The organism is Cellvibrio sp. QJXJ (assembly GCF_024452345.1).
Lineage (GTDB): Bacteria > Pseudomonadota > Gammaproteobacteria > Pseudomonadales > Cellvibrionaceae > Cellvibrio.
In genome coordinates, this window is sequence record NZ_CP101662.1 from 2,299,672 (window position 1) to 2,316,593 (window position 16,922).

Annotated in this window: 15 protein-coding genes; 9 read left to right on the top strand and 6 right to left on the bottom strand. The window is 48.8% G+C overall.

Annotated features, from left to right (window positions below):
* Positions 1-60: 60 nt before the first annotated feature.
* From NNX04_RS09945 to NNX04_RS09955, 3 genes are all read right to left on the bottom strand, one after another.
* The gene (locus NNX04_RS09945) at positions 61-753 is read right to left on the bottom strand and encodes an L-ribulose-5-phosphate 4-epimerase (RefSeq protein ID WP_151059021.1); all 693 of its coding nucleotides are present in this window, start codon (positions 751-753) and stop codon (positions 61-63) included.
* Positions 753-2,432 carry a ribulokinase gene (locus NNX04_RS09950; protein ID WP_261948323.1) on the bottom strand — a complete coding sequence of 560 codons (1,680 nt, stop codon included), beginning with the start codon at positions 2,430-2,432 and terminating at the stop codon, positions 753-755. The genes NNX04_RS09945 and NNX04_RS09950 overlap by 1 nt, the downstream gene beginning before the upstream one ends.
* 133 nt (positions 2,433-2,565) lie before the next feature.
* Entirely contained in the window at positions 2,566-3,540 is a 975-nt protein-coding gene (locus NNX04_RS09955; protein WP_040393811.1) for a glycoside hydrolase family 43 protein, read from the bottom strand.
* Between the two features lie 356 nt (positions 3,541-3,896).
* Between NNX04_RS09955 and NNX04_RS09960 the strand changes: the two genes are divergently transcribed.
* The 7 genes from NNX04_RS09960 (at position 3,897) to NNX04_RS09990 (ending at position 12,015) form a co-directional block, all read left to right on the top strand.
* Positions 3,897-5,648, top strand: a complete 1,752-nt coding sequence (locus NNX04_RS09960; protein ID WP_261948324.1) for an IlvD/Edd family dehydratase — start codon at positions 3,897-3,899, stop codon at positions 5,646-5,648.
* Between the two features lie 23 nt (positions 5,649-5,671).
* On the top strand, positions 5,672-6,442 hold the full coding sequence (locus NNX04_RS09965; protein WP_007646113.1) for an SDR family NAD(P)-dependent oxidoreductase: 771 nt from the start codon (positions 5,672-5,674) through the stop codon (positions 6,440-6,442).
* Between the two features lie 75 nt (positions 6,443-6,517).
* On the top strand, positions 6,518-7,462 hold the full coding sequence (locus tag NNX04_RS09970; protein ID WP_007646111.1) for an ABC transporter substrate-binding protein: 945 nt from the start codon (positions 6,518-6,520) through the stop codon (positions 7,460-7,462).
* Positions 7,463-7,525: 63 nt separating this feature from the next.
* Entirely contained in the window at positions 7,526-9,022 is a 1,497-nt protein-coding gene (locus NNX04_RS09975) for a sugar ABC transporter ATP-binding protein (RefSeq protein ID WP_261948325.1), read from the top strand.
* A gap of 15 nt (positions 9,023-9,037) precedes the next feature.
* Complete coding sequence (locus tag NNX04_RS09980) at positions 9,038-10,060, top strand: ABC transporter permease (RefSeq protein ID WP_261948326.1); 1,023 nt, start codon at positions 9,038-9,040, stop codon at positions 10,058-10,060.
* On the top strand, positions 10,053-11,009 hold the full coding sequence (gene yjfF / locus NNX04_RS09985; RefSeq protein ID WP_151059029.1) for a galactofuranose ABC transporter, permease protein YjfF: 957 nt from the start codon (positions 10,053-10,055) through the stop codon (positions 11,007-11,009). The genes NNX04_RS09980 and yjfF overlap by 8 nt, the downstream gene beginning before the upstream one ends.
* 241 nt (positions 11,010-11,250) lie before the next feature.
* A complete protein-coding gene (locus tag NNX04_RS09990; protein ID WP_261948327.1) occupies positions 11,251-12,015 on the top strand; it encodes an EAL domain-containing protein in 765 nt (254 codons plus the stop codon).
* A 29-nt stretch (positions 12,016-12,044) separates the two neighbouring features.
* Here NNX04_RS09990 and NNX04_RS09995 read toward each other — a convergent pair whose 3' ends face one another.
* Positions 12,045-12,833: an AraC family transcriptional regulator gene (locus NNX04_RS09995; protein WP_151059033.1), complete on the bottom strand. Its 789-nt coding sequence runs from the start codon at positions 12,831-12,833 to the stop codon at positions 12,045-12,047.
* A 142-nt stretch (positions 12,834-12,975) separates the two neighbouring features.
* Here NNX04_RS09995 and NNX04_RS10000 point away from each other — a divergent pair, with 142 nt between their 5' ends.
* Positions 12,976-14,193: an MFS transporter gene (locus tag NNX04_RS10000; RefSeq protein WP_261948328.1), complete on the top strand. Its 1,218-nt coding sequence runs from the start codon at positions 12,976-12,978 to the stop codon at positions 14,191-14,193.
* A gap of 104 nt (positions 14,194-14,297) precedes the next feature.
* Here the strand turns inward: NNX04_RS10000 and NNX04_RS10005 are convergent, their stop codons facing one another.
* Both NNX04_RS10005 and NNX04_RS10010 read right to left on the bottom strand, forming a co-directional pair.
* A complete protein-coding gene (locus tag NNX04_RS10005) occupies positions 14,298-15,476 on the bottom strand; it encodes a lipase family protein (RefSeq protein ID WP_261948329.1) in 1,179 nt (392 codons plus the stop codon).
* Positions 15,477-15,502: 26 nt separating this feature from the next.
* Positions 15,503-16,018, bottom strand: a complete 516-nt coding sequence (locus tag NNX04_RS10010) for a DUF6795 domain-containing protein (protein ID WP_261948330.1) — start codon at positions 16,016-16,018, stop codon at positions 15,503-15,505.
* 261 nt (positions 16,019-16,279) lie between these two features.
* On the opposite strand from NNX04_RS10010, the gene NNX04_RS10015 reads away from it, so the two are divergent.
* A complete protein-coding gene (locus NNX04_RS10015; protein ID WP_261948331.1) occupies positions 16,280-16,444 on the top strand; it encodes a fosmidomycin resistance protein in 165 nt (54 codons plus the stop codon).
* Positions 16,445-16,922 lie beyond the last annotated feature (478 nt).

Genomic DNA, 16,922 nt, shown 5'->3' on the forward strand with positions numbered 1-16,922 from the left:
TTGGTTGTTGGGCATGGCTGCCTACGCGATCCGACCCAACCTATACAACTTAATAAAATTTTATTTCTGCCCGTAATAGGCATTTTTTCCGTGTTTGCGTAAATAATGTTTATCCACAATGCCCTGCTTTAGCGGCGGTGTGTTTTGCTGCAAGGTTTTGGTCAAATAAGCCATGCGCGCAATTTCTTCCAGAATCACCGCGTGGTACACGGCATCCGCGCCATTTTTTCCCCAAGTGAATGGCGCGTGACCGGCCACAATTACCATGGGTACTTCAATCGGGCTGCGATCTTTAAAACAATCAGTAATTTGTACGCCGGTTTCTTCTTCGTAATCGCGTTCAATTTGCGCATCGGTCATCACTGCCGTGCAGGGAATTTCACCGTATGCGTAATCGGCATGGGTGGTTCCGTAGCAGGGAATTGCCTGCTGGGTTTGTGCCCAAGCGGTCGCGTAAGTCGAGTGAGTGTGAGTCACTCCACCAATGGTTTCAAAATGGCGATACAAATGGGTGTGGGTTTTGGTATCGGAAGAAGGGCGCATCTTGCCTTCCACGATTTTATTTTCCAAATCCACGATCACTATGTCTTCCGGGGTCATCACCTCGTAAGAAACACCACTCGGTTTAATCGCAATCACACCTTTGCTGCGATCAATTTGCGACACGTTGCCCCAGGTATATACCACCAGATTGCGGCGGTTTAATTCCATATTGGCTTCAAAGACTTCGCGTTTTAATTCGGTGTAGCTCATTAGGCTTTACCTCCCACACCGCCGTTGTTCTCAAACGCAGCCAGCGTTAAATATTGTTGATACAAAGCTTCATAAGCCGCTGCCGCTTGTGCGTTGGGCTGATAGGTTTTGCACACAGTGGAGGCCATGACTTTTTGCGCGGCCTCTACGGTTGGATAAACGCCGCCTACTACGGCGGCAAAAATCGCAGCGCCCAAGGCACAACTCTGCTCGCTCTCTAACACTTCAATCGGGCAGTTCCATACATCAGCGCAGGTTTGCATTACAAAGTCGGATTTTTTAGAGATGCCACCAATCGCCACCACGGAGTTAATCGCCACGCCTTCTTGTTTAAAGCGTTCGATAATCGCGCGTGCGCCGTAAGCGGTGGCTTCAACCAAGGCGCGGAAAATATGCGGCGCGCTGCTGCCCATTTTTAAACCGGCAATCGCCATAGCCACGGTTTGATCCGCATCGGGCGTGCGACGACCATTCACCCAATCGAGTGCGGTAATGCCAGATTCACCGATGGCTAATTGACTGGCAGCTTTGCTCAGCGCAACCAAAATGTTGTCTTCAATTTCTTGTGCGAGTTTTTGTTTGGTTGCGTCATCCAGCAACACTGAATTTTGCAACAGGTTGGCTACCGGCCAGTTCACCAAATTGCGGAACCAGGCATACAAATCGCCAAAGGCTGACTGCCCCGCTTCCAAGCCCACCAAGCCCGGTGTGACTGAACCATCAACCTGACCGCAGATACCGGCGATACATTTATCGCCAATGTCGTCGTAGGTGGCGACGGTAATATCGCAAGTAGAAGTGCCCATAATTTTGGTGAGCACGCCCGGTTTTACATTGGCGGCAACCGCCCCCATGTGGCAATCGAACGCGCTGAAGCTCACAGGAGTGCCAACCGGCAGACCCAAGCGTTCAGCCCACTCACCAATTAATTGGCCGCAGGTTTGATCAGAGGTAAAGGTTTCAGCGGGCAGCTTGTCGCGCAGGCCGTCCAGCAGTGGGTCTATACCCACAAAAAAATCGTTGGGTGGATAACCGCCCCAGCTTTCGTGCCACATCAATTTGTGGCCAGTCGCGCAGCGACCCATACGCAATTTGCTCGGGTGAGTAGTTCCAGTGAGTACCGCCGACATCCAATCGCAATGCTCTACCCAGAGGTAGGCAGCTTTGGCGACGGCGGCGTCTTCCCGCAGTACATGCAGGGTTTTGGCCCAGAACCACTCGGAGGAATAAATGCCACCTTCGTATTTCAGGTAATTTTCACTTGCGGTATTAGCAGCAGCAGTAATTTCCTGTGCCTCTTTCACGGCGGTGTGATCTTTCCAGAGCACAAACATCGCATTGGGGTTTTCGGCAAATTCGGGTTTAAGCGCGAGGGCAACGCCTTCGCTATCCACCGCGACGGGGGTTGAGCCCGTGGTATCGAAACCTATACCAACAACTTGCGCAGCCGCACCGGCTGGCGCTTTGTCCCATAGGCCTTGCACTACCTGCTGCAGGCTTTCCAGATAGTCGAGCGGGTGCTGGCGGAACTGGTCTTTAGCGGGTACGCAGAACAAGCCTTTTTTCCAACGCGGGTAATAGACCACGTTGCTTGCTACTTCTTTGCCGGTCAGGGCATCTACCAACAGGGCTCTAACCGAATCAGAACCGTAATCCAGCCCCAAGGCGTAGGACGTCATAACTTCACCTATTGTTGTACTGTTTGATGAGCTATTGCCTCATCAAAGGATATTAATATTGTATGACAATATAATCTCAGCAAGACCAGCCCCCTGTCAATTGGTTTTAGGGGGCTGGATGCAGTGTAAATACTTATTTTTTGCTGTTTTTAACCGCTTTGTTAGCGCTAACACCTTCACTAGTCATGACTATACGTTTGATGGTGCCATCCGGGTTATAAAACAGTTCATCAATGCTTACTGAACGGCGGAATTGACCGCCATCCGGGCGACCGGCGCCAGTGTGGTAAATAAAGTAGTGTTTGTCGTTAAAGGTAATGATTGCCTGATGATTGGTGGGGGTATTGCCCGCCACTTCATTGAGGATTCCCTTGTACTCCCAAGGGCCATTAATGTTCTTGCTCATGGCGTAGCCGATTTTCTCGGGGAAGCCCATGGCATAGGACAAATAGAAGTTGTCCTGATGCTTGTGAATCCAGATCGCCTCGGTGAATTCAGGCAGCCCCTTGATCTCCATAATCGGACCGTCCAGCTCAATCATGTTTTTCTTGAGTTTGGCGTAGTAGGCCTTGGTATTACCCCAGAACAAATAGGCCTGGCCGTCGTCGTCAATCCAAACCGAGGGGTCAATATCATCCCAGTCATTTTTGGTGGCGGTGGTCATGTCGTTAGTAATCAACGCCTTACCGCGCGCATCCTTAAAGGGGCCAAGTGGGCTATCACCCACCGCCACACCTATGGCAAAACCGGGTTTGGTGTCGTTGTGGCGCGCAGTGATATACCAGTAAAACTTGCCGTCGCGCTCAATAATTTGGCTGGCCCAGGCATCGCCCTTGGCCCATTTGAAATCTTTCACCTTTAACAGGGGGCCGTGGGCTTCCCAATTGACCATGTCATCCGAGGAATAAACCAGCCAGTCGTGCATCTCAAAAAACTTGGTATTGTCTTTGGCTTCATCGTGACCGGTGTAAAGGTAGACCTTGCCGTCATGCACCATCGCCGCTGGGTCAGCGGTAAACACATCGGTAAAAATGGGGTTGGCTGCTTGTGTGAATGCCGCACAGCAAGATGCCACTGCCACGACCAAGGGTTTGATGAATGAACGCATAGGAGATTCCTCTTTCTTGTGTTTTCTTCTGTTTATTGTGCACGCCAAACGACGCAGCGGCTGATTATCAACAAGCCCCATCAGGTGGGGTTGATTTATATTGATATTATATTACAATTAAATCAAGCATCCCTTTCAAATTTTTACGTTGCCATCACAAAAGCCCCCAAACTTCGCAAGCGTCAGGGTTATTGTTCGTAAATCCTCACAATTTGGATTGCTAGAGAGGCTGCCGAAAACTTATATTGTAATACATTAATAATAATCATCTGTTCCAAGTATCTCTACATTGATATACCTGCGGCAACGGGCAGGAGCAGATTCCACTGGCGTGGCGTATTAACGAAGTAGCCTTTATGAGCCAAGACAATAACAACAGATCTACCACCAAAGCCCTGCGCAGCGCGCAATGGTTTGGCACGCAAGACAAAAATGGCTTTATGTACCGCAGCTGGATGAAGAATCAGGGCATTCCTGAGCATCATTTCCAGGGAAAACCTATTATCGGCATCTGCAATACCTGGTCTGAACTCACCCCCTGCAATAGCAGCTTTCGCGACCTGGCCGAAAGCGTGCGCCGCGGCATTCTGGAGGCTGGCGGCGTTCCCGTGGAGTTCCCGGTGTTTTCCAGTGGTGAATCCAACTTGCGCCCAAGCGCCATGCTCACCCGCAATTTAGCGGCGATGGACGTGGAAGAATCGATTCGCGGCAACCCGATTGACGGCGTGGTGTTATTAGTCGGCTGCGACAAAACCACCCCCGCATTAGTCATGGGCGCGGCGAGTTGCGACCTGCCTACTATCGTGGTGACCGGTGGGCCTATGCTCAACGGCAAACACAAGGGTAAGGATGTCGGCTCAGGCACCCTGGTCTGGCGCATGAGCGAGGACTACAAAGCCGGCAAGATTTCGCTGCAAGAATTTATGGATGCCGAAGCGGACATGTCCCGCTCCACCGGCACCTGCAACACCATGGGCACCGCCAGCACTATGGCCTGCATGGTGGAATCACTCGGGCTATCGCTGCCGCAAAACGCCGCGATTCCAGCGGTGGATTCGCGCCGCAAAACCCTCGCTTACGCCTCGGGCATGCGCATCGTCGAGATGGTGAATGAAGATTTATGCCTCTCGCAATTAATCACCCGTGAAAGTGTGATTAACGCTATTCGCACCAACGCTGCTGTTGGCGGCTCAACCAATGCGGTGATTCATTTAAAAGCCATCGCCGCACGCTTAAATATTCCCCTGGTGCTGGACGACTGGCACAGCTATGGCCATCAAGTGCCGACACTGGTCAACCTGCAGCCCTCCGGCCAATTTTTAATGGAAGACTTTTATTACGCAGGCGGTTTACCGGCCGTGTTAAAACGCATGGGTGATGCCAATTTACTGCACAAGGATTGCCTCACCGCCAACGGCAAAACCCTGTGGGAAAACAACCAGAACGCACCGTGCTACAACGATGATGTTATCCGCCCACTCGACAACCCACTGTGCGACAACGGCGGCATTTGTATTTTGCGCGGCAACCTCGCGCCGCGCGGTGCGGTATTAAAGCCCAGTGCCGCGTCACCGCAATTAATGAAACATCGCGGCCGCGCCGTAGTATTCGACAGTTTTGATCACTACAAAACCCGCATTATGGATGACAGCCTGGACGTAGACGCCAACAGCGTAATGGTCTTAAAGAACTGCGGCCCCAAGGGTTATCCCGGCATGCCGGAAGTGGGCAATATGGGTTTACCACCTAAACTACTCAAACAAGGTGTGACCGATATGCTGCGCATTTCCGATGCGCGCATGAGCGGCACGGCGTTCGGCACAGTGGTTTTACACGTTGCGCCCGAAGCGCAGGAGTTTGGCCCACTCGCCGCCGTAAAAGATGGCGATTGGATTGCACTGGACGCCGAAAATGGCTCGCTGCATTTGGAAGTGAGCGATATGGAAATTGCCGCGCGTCTTGAGCAATTACGCGCCCAAAAAACACAGCAAAAAACCGGTGGTTATTTACAGCTTTATATAGAACACGTGATGCAGGCCGACGAAGGCTGCGACTTTGATTTTTTAGTGGGTTGTCGCGGCGCTGCAGTGCCCGGCCACTCGCATTAAGGTGATTCATTAGGTCAACAACTATGGCAATCACCAACCAATATCCAAGCCTGAAATACAAAGTAGTACTGATCACTGGCGGTGCATCCGGCATTGGCGCCAATTTGGTGGAGGCATTTTGCAAACAAGGCGCGCAGGTGTGTTTTATCGATATCCGCGATGAAGATGCGCACAAATTGGTGGAGCAACTGAGTCACAGCACAAGCAGCACACCACCGCGCTACTATCGCTGCAACCTGCTAAATATTCCCAAGTTGCAGGCTACCATCAAACAAATTTATAGCGATGTCGGTGCCATTAATGTGCTGATTAACAACGCCGCCAACGATACGCGCCACGATTTTCGCACTGTTACGGTGGATTATTGGAACGAGCGTTTGGCGGTGAATTTGCGCCACCATTTTTTTGCCGCGCAAGCGGTGTACCCGCAAATGCTCGAATTGGGCGGCGGATCGATTATCAATTTAGGTTCCATGAGTTGGTACGCCACCCAAGGCGGTATGCCCGGTTACACCAGTTCCAAAGCAGCGATTGAAGGCTTAACACGCGGCCTTGCACGCGATATGGGTGGTGACAATATCCGCGTGAATACACTGGTACCCGGTTGGGTAATGACGGATCGCCAAGTAGCGATGCTCACGCAAGACAAAACTGCGCGCAACATTTTGGATAACCAGTGTCTAAAAAAATCGGTAATGCCCGAAGACATTAGCGCTATGGCATTATTTTTAGCATCAGACGATAGCCGTATGTGTACCGCGCAACATTTTATTGTGGACGGCGGCTGGATTTAATCAGCACAAGAATTCGCTTTACCGTTTTATTGCTTTATCACTTAATTTATAAATTGAATAACACGAGGAATAACAATGAAAACTATTTTTAAAACCCTGACCCTCGCTGCCGCTATCGGCATCAGCGCCACTGCCAATGCCTTAACCGTGGGTTTTGCGCAGGTGGGTTCTGAATCCGGCTGGCGCACCAGTTTTTCTGAATCGGTAAAAGCCGAAGCCGAAAAACGTGGCATCACTTTAAAGTTTTCTGATGCGCAACAAAAACAGGAAAACCAAATTAAAGCGGTACGCAGTTTTATCGCCCAACGGGTGGATGCGATTTTAATTGCACCGGTAGTGGAAACCGGTTGGCAGCCAGTGTTGATGGAAGCCAAACGCGCGCGTATTCCGGTGGTAATTCTGGATCGCAATGTATCCGTCACCGATCAATCGCTCTACCTCACCCGCATTGCCCCCGACTTTGAAGTGGAAGGCCAACGCGCAGCAAACTGGCTGACCGAAAAAACCCAAGGCAAGTGCAACATTTTGGAACTGCAGGGCACTGTTGGCTCAAGCGCTGCTATCGGCCGCATGAAAGGTTTTAACGACACCATCGCGAAATTCCCTGAGACCAAAATTGTGCGCAGCCAAACTGCTGAATTCACCCGCGCCAAGGGCAAGGAAGTGATGGAAACCATGCTCAAAGCAGAAGGTGGCGGCAAAAATATTTGTGCGATTTGGGCACATAACGACGAAATGGCACTGGGTGCAATTCAAGCCGTAAAAGAAGCAGGGTTGCAACCAGGTAAAGATATTTTAATCGTATCGGTAGATGCGGTAGACGACGCGTTGAAATCTATCGTGTCCGGTGAAATTAATGTCTCCGTTGAACTCAGCCCGCACCTCGGCGGCCCGGCGTTTGATGTAATTGATCAAGCACGCGCCGGCAAAAAAGATTTTGAAAAATGGATTCGTATGGGTGGTGCAGTATTCACTCAAGAAAATGCAGCGGCAGAATTGGCTAAACGCGGCGCTAAGTAAAACCTAGCGCAGATGCTACCGAAAGAATGTGCTAATCCCTAAAAAAAACAAAGCGATTTAAAAATGAACACAAATCCAGTTTTACAGCTCAAGGGAATTCATAAAAAATTCCCGAGTGTGCATGCGCTTAAAGGAGTGGATTTCACTCTGCGCGCCGGTGAAATTCACGCGCTGCTCGGTGAAAACGGCGCAGGGAAATCCACACTCATTAAAGTCATGACCGGTGTTTATCAACGCGACGGTGGCGATATTTTATTAGATGGTCACCCCATATTTCCCACCAACACGGGCGATGCACAAGCGCTTGGCATAAGCACCGTGTATCAGGAAGTGAATTTGCTGCCCAACTTAACCGTGGCGCAAAATATTTATTTGGGCCGCGAGCCACGCCGCTTCGGTTTAATTAACTGGGGCAAAGTGAATCGCGATGCCGCGGAATTATTAAAAGGCTACGACCTGGATATCGACGTAACCCAACCACTCTCCAGCTACTCCATCGCCGTGCAACAATTAATTGCCATCGCACGCGGTGTGGACATGTCGGCCAAAGTATTAATTCTGGACGAACCCACCGCCAGTTTGGACGCCGACGAAGTACAGTCGCTCTTCCGCATCATGCGCGACCTGCGCAGCAAAGGCATTGGCATTGTTTTTGTCACCCACTTTTTAGATCAGGTCTACGCCGTATGCGACCGCATTACGATTTTGCGCAGCGCAGAACTCGTCGGTGAATTTGAGGCGGCCACTTTGTCGCGCCCGGAATTGATTGGTCATATGCTCGGTAAAGAATTAGCTGCACTGGGTGAACACAAACCGCAGAGCAGTCACAGCAGCAGTGAACCGCTGGTGGAATTAAAAGCCCTGGGTCACAACACCAATTTATCGCCGATGGATTTAACCGTTGGTAAAGGTGAGGTAGTTGGTCTTGCCGGCCTGCTCGGCTCCGGCCGCACTGAACTGTGCCGTTTATTATTTGCTATCGATAAACGCAACAGCGGCCAATTATTGTTGGATGGCAAACCAGTCAATTTCTCCGCGCCGCGCGAAGCCATTATTGCGGGCATGGGCCTCTGCCCGGAAGACCGTAAACACGATGGCATTCTCGGCCAATTATCGATTCGCGAAAACATGATTCTCGCCCGCCAAATTAAACAGGGGTGGTGGAAATTTATTTCGCACAAAGAGCAGGAAGAAATCGCCAATCGTTACGTGAAAGAGTTGAACATCGCCACCTCGGATATTGAAAAACCGATTGAACAATTAAGCGGTGGCAATCAGCAAAAAGTGATTCTTGCGCGCTGGCTGGCCGCCGACCCGCGCTTGTTAATTTTGGATGAACCTACACGCGGTATTGATATTGGCGCGCACGCCGAAATTATTCGCCTGATTCGCAAACTCTGCGCCGATGGTTTGTCACTGGTAGTCGCCTCCTCCGAACTGGAAGAGCTGGTTGCATTCAGTAACAAAGTGGTAGTGCTGCGCGATCGCAAAAAAGTAGCCGAGCTGCAAGGCGACGATATCAACCCACAACGCATTATGCAGGCGATTGCGTCGAATTAATTGATAGAGGCTGTTATGAATTTTACCAAGAACCAAAATCTGCGCCGCTATTTATGGCCCTGCGCGGGTTTGCTGGTGCTGATGATTATCAACGCCATCATTGCACCGGAATTTTTCAATATTGAATTTAAAGATGGTCGTTTCTACGGCAGTTTGATTGACGTACTTAACCGCGCTGCGCCCGTTGCGCTCTTGGCCATTGGTATGTCACTAGTGATCGCTACCGCCGGGGTGGATTTATCGGTCGGCTCTATTATGGCCATCGCCGGTGCGGTGAGTGCGTACTACATCACCAAAGGTGTGGACAACCTCGCGCTGATTATCGGCGCCGGTTTAATTGCCGGTTTAATCGCGGGAATCGTGAATGGTTTTCTCGTGGGGTATATGAGCATCCAGCCGATTGTTGCCACCTTGATTTTAATGGTAGGCGGACGCGGTATTGCGCAATTAATTAATGAAGGTCAGATCGTCACCTTTGATCACAGCGGTTTTGCATTTTTGGGCACTGGTCATTTTCTCGGCCTGCCCTTCCCTGTGGTGTTGGTAATTATCACTTTTGCGCTGGTGCAATTGCTCACGCGCCGCACAGCACTGGGTTTATATATTGAAGCCGTAGGCGCAAACCCCTCGGCCAGTCATTACATGGGGCTGAATGCCAAAGCGATTAAATTATCCGTCTACACTGTTGCCGGTTTATGTGCAGCGCTGGCAGGCATGATTGCAGCGGCCGATATTCGCGGTTCCGATGCTAACAACGCCGGTTTGTGGTTGGAGCTGGATGCCATTCTCGCCGTAGTGATTGGCGGTGCATCACTGATGGGCGGGCGCTTTTCTATTTTCCTCGCGATCATCGGCGCGCTGATTATTCAAACCCTGACCGTCACTATTATTTTGAGCGGCATTGAACCCAAATTTAATCTGCTGATTAAAGCCAGCGCCATCGTTTTAGTGCTGCTGATGCAATCGCCGCGCTTCCAACAGCAATTAAGTCAGTTGAACTTCTTTAAGAAAAACAACAAGGAGATTAACCGTGCTTAATCCCAAATTTATTCCCCTCGCCGTCACCTGCATTTTATTTTTTGTATTGTTCGGAATAGGTTCAGTGCAATTTGAAGGTTTTGGCAGCTCTCGGGTATTTTTTAATTTACTGAGCGACAATGCGTTTTTAATTATTGCCGCTGTCGGCATGACCTTCGTGATTTTATCGGGCGGTATCGATTTATCGGTAGGCGCGGTTATCGCACTCACCGGGGTGGTGTGCAGTGTGTTAATTAGCAAATACAACATGCATCCGCTGGTAGTATTTCCCATCGTTCTGGTGGGCGGCACCGCCTTCGGCGCGATCATGGGTGCAATTATCCACTACTACAAAATGCAGCCGTTTATTGTCACGCTTGCAGGAATGTTTTTTGCGCGCGGTTTGGCGAGTGTAATTAGCGAAGAGTCCATTCCGATTGAACATGAATTTTATAATCAGGTCGCCGAGTTTGGTTTTATGTTGCCGGGCGATGCCTGGGTAGGTACCAGCACGATTATTTGTTTAATGGTATTAACCATCGCCATCATCATCGCCCACTACACCCGTTTTGGCGGCCGCGTTTACGCCATTGGTGGCGATATGAACTCCGCAGCACTCATGGGTATTCCGCTGGCACACACGACCATCCGCATCTATGCCATCAGCGCATTCCTCGCGACGCTGTCCGGCATTGTCTATTCCTTCTATACCTTCTCCGGTTATTCCCTCGCCGCAGTCGGTGTAGAGCTGGATGCAATTGCCGCGGTCGTTATCGGTGGCACACTGCTCACGGGCGGTTACGGCTATATGTTCGGCACCCTGATTGGCGTACTCATCATGGGCGTAGTGCAAACCTACATTTCGTTTGATGGCACCTTAAGCAGCTGGTGGACAAAGATCGTGATTGGCCTGCTACTCTTCTGTTTCATCGCCCTGCAACAACTCTTGGTGCGCGCAAGACCTAAATAGATTGCCTTTCTGTGTAACAGAAGGGCACAGCGACTTCCGACAGATTGTTTCAAAAGCCCGGCGTCAACCACTCCGGGCTTTGTTTTTCTCCCTACCCGCCTCCACCCTCAAAAAATCTCACACATGGGCGAATAGACATTCATCGCCTATACTGGGCATCAGGCTTGCCCTAAAAGGGGCTCAATAGAGATTGTCCCCTCCGCGAGTTAGCTACCCACATTAGTGAATAAATGAATCGACCATGAGCAAAGACGAACACTGCGGCCCAACCGGGTGCGAAGAATGCAAAAACGGCGAAGGCCTGGATTTTGACTTCACCATGGCGTTTCAGCCAATTGTGAATTACCGTACACGCGAGATTTTTGCGCATGAAGCGCTGGTGCGCGGCTTAAACAATGAAGGTGCCGGGCAAATTTTTGAGCATGTGAACGACAGTAATCGCTACCGTTTTGATCAGGCCTGTCGCACCAAAGCCATCAAGCTCGCCGCAGAGCTGGGCATGAAAAGCTTGCTCAGCATTAATTTTATGCCCAATGCTGTGTACCGACCCGAGCTGTGTATTCGCACCACTTTAGCCGCGGCGGAAAAATACAATTTCCCCATCGAGCAAATTATTTTTGAAATTACCGAAAGTGAAAAGGTCGATGACTTGGCGCATGTGCGCAACATTGTTGATTACTATCGCCAGCGTGGTTTTAAAACCGCCATCGATGACTTTGGTGCAGGTTATGCGGGTCTGAACCTGCTCGCCGAGATCCAAACCGATATTATGAAATTGGATATGGCGTTGCTGCGCAATATTGATACGCGCAAATCCAGCCAGATTATTGTGCGTGGCATTGTGCAGGTCTGCGCTGAGTTGGGTATGACTGTGGTTGCCGAGGGCATAGAAACCCACGAGGAATATGCCGTACTGCGCGATATGGGGATCGGCCTATTCCAGGGTTATTATTTTGCGCGCCCCGCGTTTCAAAGCCTTGCCCAAGTGCCTGCCGAGGTTTTTTAAAATCCTTTCAACAACCAATTCACAACCAATCAATCCGGAACTTGTTTTAATAAATACTGATTCGGCGCCACACCAAAACTGCGTTTAAACATCGCGGTAAAAGCGCTGGGGCTGCTGTAACCTAAAAAATTGGCGATGCGTGCGATGGCTTCACCGCGCTCCAAACGGCAAATCGCTTCCGCCAGTTGTACCTGCTGCACCCATTGGCGATATTTCAAGCCAGTTTCTTTGGGAAACAAACGGATTAAGGTGCGCGCACTCGCACCTACCATTGCAGCCAAATCATCAATCGTATGGCTAACACCGGGGGCATTCATCACAAATTGGCACACCCGCTGTAAGCGTCGATCCTGCGGCCAGGGAATCTCCACGGCTTGGGCGGCGGCACCACTAATCTCCATTAGTATCAAGGCAACTAAATGCTCTCCACGCCCCGGAATAGGATATTCCGCCGGTTCTTGCAGCAACCCCAAAATCAACTCGCGCAATAAACTCGAGACCGAAATTGCACGGCATTCAGTGCCGAGCGCGCGGGAAATATCCTCACTCACGTAGAGCGTGCGCATTTCCAAATCACTCATCATGAACGAGTGATGTTCAACATTCGGCGGCACCCAGAGCGCGCGATGGGAGGGAATAGTCCACACACTATTGGGGGTAAGCACGCGCATAACCCCCTCAACGGCATAAAGCAATTGCGCGCGCGGATGGGTGTGCGGGGGAATTTCATCGCCATTGGCATAACGCCCGCCCCACGCCACAATCGGGCGCGGTACATGCTGTAAACCTTCCGGGCTACGCTGCTGTACGATTTTCATGCTCGAGTCCCCCTTCCCAGCAAAAACATATTCATGCCCCAAAATAGCTCAACATGTCACTTATTCGACAGTTTATGTCATATCTGCTTTTTATGGCACTTTATACTGTGCGCGCCCAGAACTCCCGGAGATAGCTACCGACATGACCCAACTGGAACCGATTCCCGCCCAGCCCCTTAAACCTGTCGAATTTGATGCGACCAAAACCATTCTGCCCGTCGTGGGTGCAGTGAGTTTTGTGCATTTACTGAATGATTTGATTCAGGCGATTTTGCCGTCCATCTACCCCATGCTGAAAACCAACTATGAGTTGAGTTTTACCCAAATCGGCATGATCACCCTCGCCTTCCAAATGACTGCATCCTTGTTGCAACCGGCGATTGGGTTGTACACCGATAAAAACCCAAAGCCTTATCTGCTACCGACCGGCATGCTGTTTACCCTGTGCGGTCTGGTGATGCTGGCGCTAGCCAATAGTTTCACTTGGTTGCTGGTTGCCTCCGCGATGATTGGTTTGGGTTCTTCCACGTTTCACCCGGAAGCCTCGCGCGTGGCACGCATGGCCTCAGGCGGACGTTTTGGTTTTGCACAATCATTTTTCCAAGTGGGAGGCAATGCGGGTTCGGCGTTTGGCCCGCTGCTCGCAGCGGCGATTATTATTCCGCAGGGGCAAGGAGCCATTGGCTGGTTTACACTATTTGCAATTCTGGGTGTGACGGTATTGTTTGGTGTGAGCCGCTGGACAATTCGCTCCGGCGCCTGCATTAAAAGCGTTAAAAAACACGCGCATTTTGCGCATTTAACCCGCCAGCAAGTCATCGGTGCACTCACAGTATTGGCGCTATTGGTTTTCTCCAAATACATTTACATGGCGGCGTTTACCAATTACTACACTTTTTATTTGATCGAAAAATTTTCCACTTCCGTCGCCAATGCGCAATTATTTTTGTTTCTGTTTTTAGCCGCCGTAGCACTCGGCACATTTGCCGGTGGGCCCATTGGCGATAAAGTGGGGCGCAAAGCGGTCATCTGGATATCCATTCTCGGTGCCGCGCCTTTTACCTTGTTATTTCCCTACTGCAATTTATTCTGGACGGCGGTGCTGTCGGTGGTAATTGGTTTGGTTTTATCCTCCGCATTTTCAGCGATTGTGGTGCTCGCACAGGAATTGGTCCCCACCAAAATCGGCATGATTTCCGGCGTATTTTTTGGATTGATGTTTGGTATTAGCGGCATTGCCGCCGCCGGTTTGGGCGCATTGGCGGATGCCACCTCAATTGAACATGTATTTAACTGGTGCGCGTTTTTACCATTGCTGGGAATTATTACTATTTTATTGCCTGCAATGAAGCGCGAGTAATTCATTTAGTCGTATGCAGCATACTAACTGCATTTATGATGCCTGACCTGTAAACAAAAAAGGAGCACAGTTGTGTGCTCCTTTTTGCTTACAACGTCTAATGATTAAATAGCACGCCCTTTAACCATAGCATCACTTAACGCCGCTTTAGCATATTCATTCGCTTTAGCATGCAATCTCATGAAAATATTGCGAATAAACTCACGCGTCAAATCGACCGCTTTTAATGTTCGCTTCATACCAAGTATTTCCATTATTTTACGAATCAAATGCAAAATCAAAGATGATACATTTTCGGATAAATCGATCCCTTTTTGCAAAACATAGGCAAGCTGGTCCATTAATGTAAAAGATGTTCCCATAGCACCAGAGATGACCCAAGCAGCACCATTTAAACATTTTTTCAACACATAAACTAATGCCTGATTTAACCATTCCAAAGCCGTAATCGTTAATCCAACAGGAGAGGGAGACTTCAACCAAAGAACAATCCCACTTTCCGATTTCTTTTCAATATCCAATGCCGCGAGCGTAGCCCAATTTTTTCCACTTACTGACTCTATATATTTATCCATCCCATGATAAGTTGGACCGGGAACAATCCCCGGGGAAGGCAAATAATAATCAGTGCCGGAATTAGGTGTGTGAATAAAAGGCCAGGTTGGAATACAAGGCACTATATCCGTTTTATGGTAAGCACGAAAAATGCGCTCAGCTCCTATATTCGTAGTGCAGCTGTCAGCAAACCCCATTAACCCAACACGGGGGCTACCAAAAGTATAAAGGTAAGGTTTTATTTTATAGGAGGTACGAATCCAATCCGCACAAATAGTAGCTAACGCACCGCCAAGACTATGACCAATACAATGAATCTGCGTTATTTTATTTTTGACCAAAGTACCCATAAATTCTTTGAGCTTTGGTTCCATTGTTTTAAAGGTAAGATTAAATCCATCATGCACTGGTTGACCCGATGCGCCACGGGAAACAGTAATATTAAAATTAGTCAACCAATCTGCAAGATATTGTGTACCCCTGAATAGAATAAATGCCTGACCGCTAAACTTCCCTTTCCCGATCAACGTAAACCCAAAAGCCGTTCTACATTTTATGAACCAGGGGCCGCCAGTCTTGGCTTTTAACATAGCATCATCCGAAAAACCGGCAACATCCTTAAAACGAATATTCAAATCCTTTACTGCCTCCTCGATTGACTCATTTTTTGTTAATCCATAAACGCCTTCGGCAAGAGATGCAGAAAGTCTTGGTGTAAGCTCAGCCATATAAATCTCCTTTATTTAATTAATTTTTACAACTCATCCCAGTTTTCCGAAGCGTCTGGCTCCACATCCCAAACACACAAGCTGTGAATAGGTACCCGATCCACCACAATACTTTTTTCTTCGCTATTTAACTCGCAAGTGACTATTAATCGCTTCCCCCTTGACTCTGTATTTTCCTTAGGGCTTCTTTTCACCGAGCTCCATACTTTGTAATCCTTATTATTGTGGGACACCACAATCTTCTGGGAAGCTACAAATTCTTGCGGCAAAAATTTTGTGATTGTGCGTTCAAACATGGCCGGAAATTCAAAATAGCCATTTTTATCAGTGACAGTCTCATCAACAATGGGGCCATCACGATCCCCTGTACGCACCAAGCGGGCATCGGCAACTGGCTTACCATCCAAGGTAATAGTTCCCGACATCGCTGAAAACAAACATACTTTTCCAACATCACCTAAACTCATGGCAAAAACTCCAACAGCAACAAAAAAAAGACTGCAAAAAATGACAGTCAATTTGATAAAAATCTGTTTTTTCATGAAACGTTGACTCTACAGTAGACTTAAGCAGGAACACCCTGGAAGCCTCATTATTTATCAGTAACACACAGATAGCACATGCTTCTACTAATCTGTAGCGCAGCAGCATATTACAAAAGTCCTAAAAGCGCAGACCACCAAAAAATAAATATGGGTTCTGTTTACGGAATTAGCCCGACAATGTGATAGGCATCACAACTGAACTACTAGCGATTTTAATCTCCGGGATTTTCGTCGATTGTAGAGCCAGCACAAAAATTGGTGCCCACTAAAATCGGCTTGATGTTTGGTATTAGCGGTATAGCGGCGGCAGGTTTGGGCGCATTAGCAGATGCAACTTCGATAGAACATATATTTAACTACTGCGCATTTTTACCAATGCTTGGGATTATCACTATTTTATTGCCGGCGATGAAGCGGGACTAAATGTTAGCAAAAACTATAGCGTTGGAACCTATTGTAGACATTGCTTCCGGTTGCGACTCAAGCACTCAATTTTCCGATCACTAAAAAACTAACATTTAATTAAAAAATGCGATGGGTAAAAAAGCTGCCGAGGGTCGCGGCTCGGCCGAAAGCGGATGTTCGCTTGTAGTAGGTTGGGCAGCAATGCCCAACATTTTTGTTGTTGAATGGAATTGTTTTACATAGCGGCCTAGCCTACGTGCTCATGGAAAAAATAGGTAAATAAACGGAAACCATAAATAGAGCAACACAAAACAACGACAACCATAAGTTGTATTTTGCAATTTTAATAATCATTAATGCATATTTTTCACTAAAAAAATTTACCAGCCAGAAAAATATTGGAAATAGACTTATTATACAAAACCAAAAAAAATCCGGATAAGCTTTCACGAAGAACTGTGTAATCAATGGTAGCTTGGTACCAAATGAAGAAAAT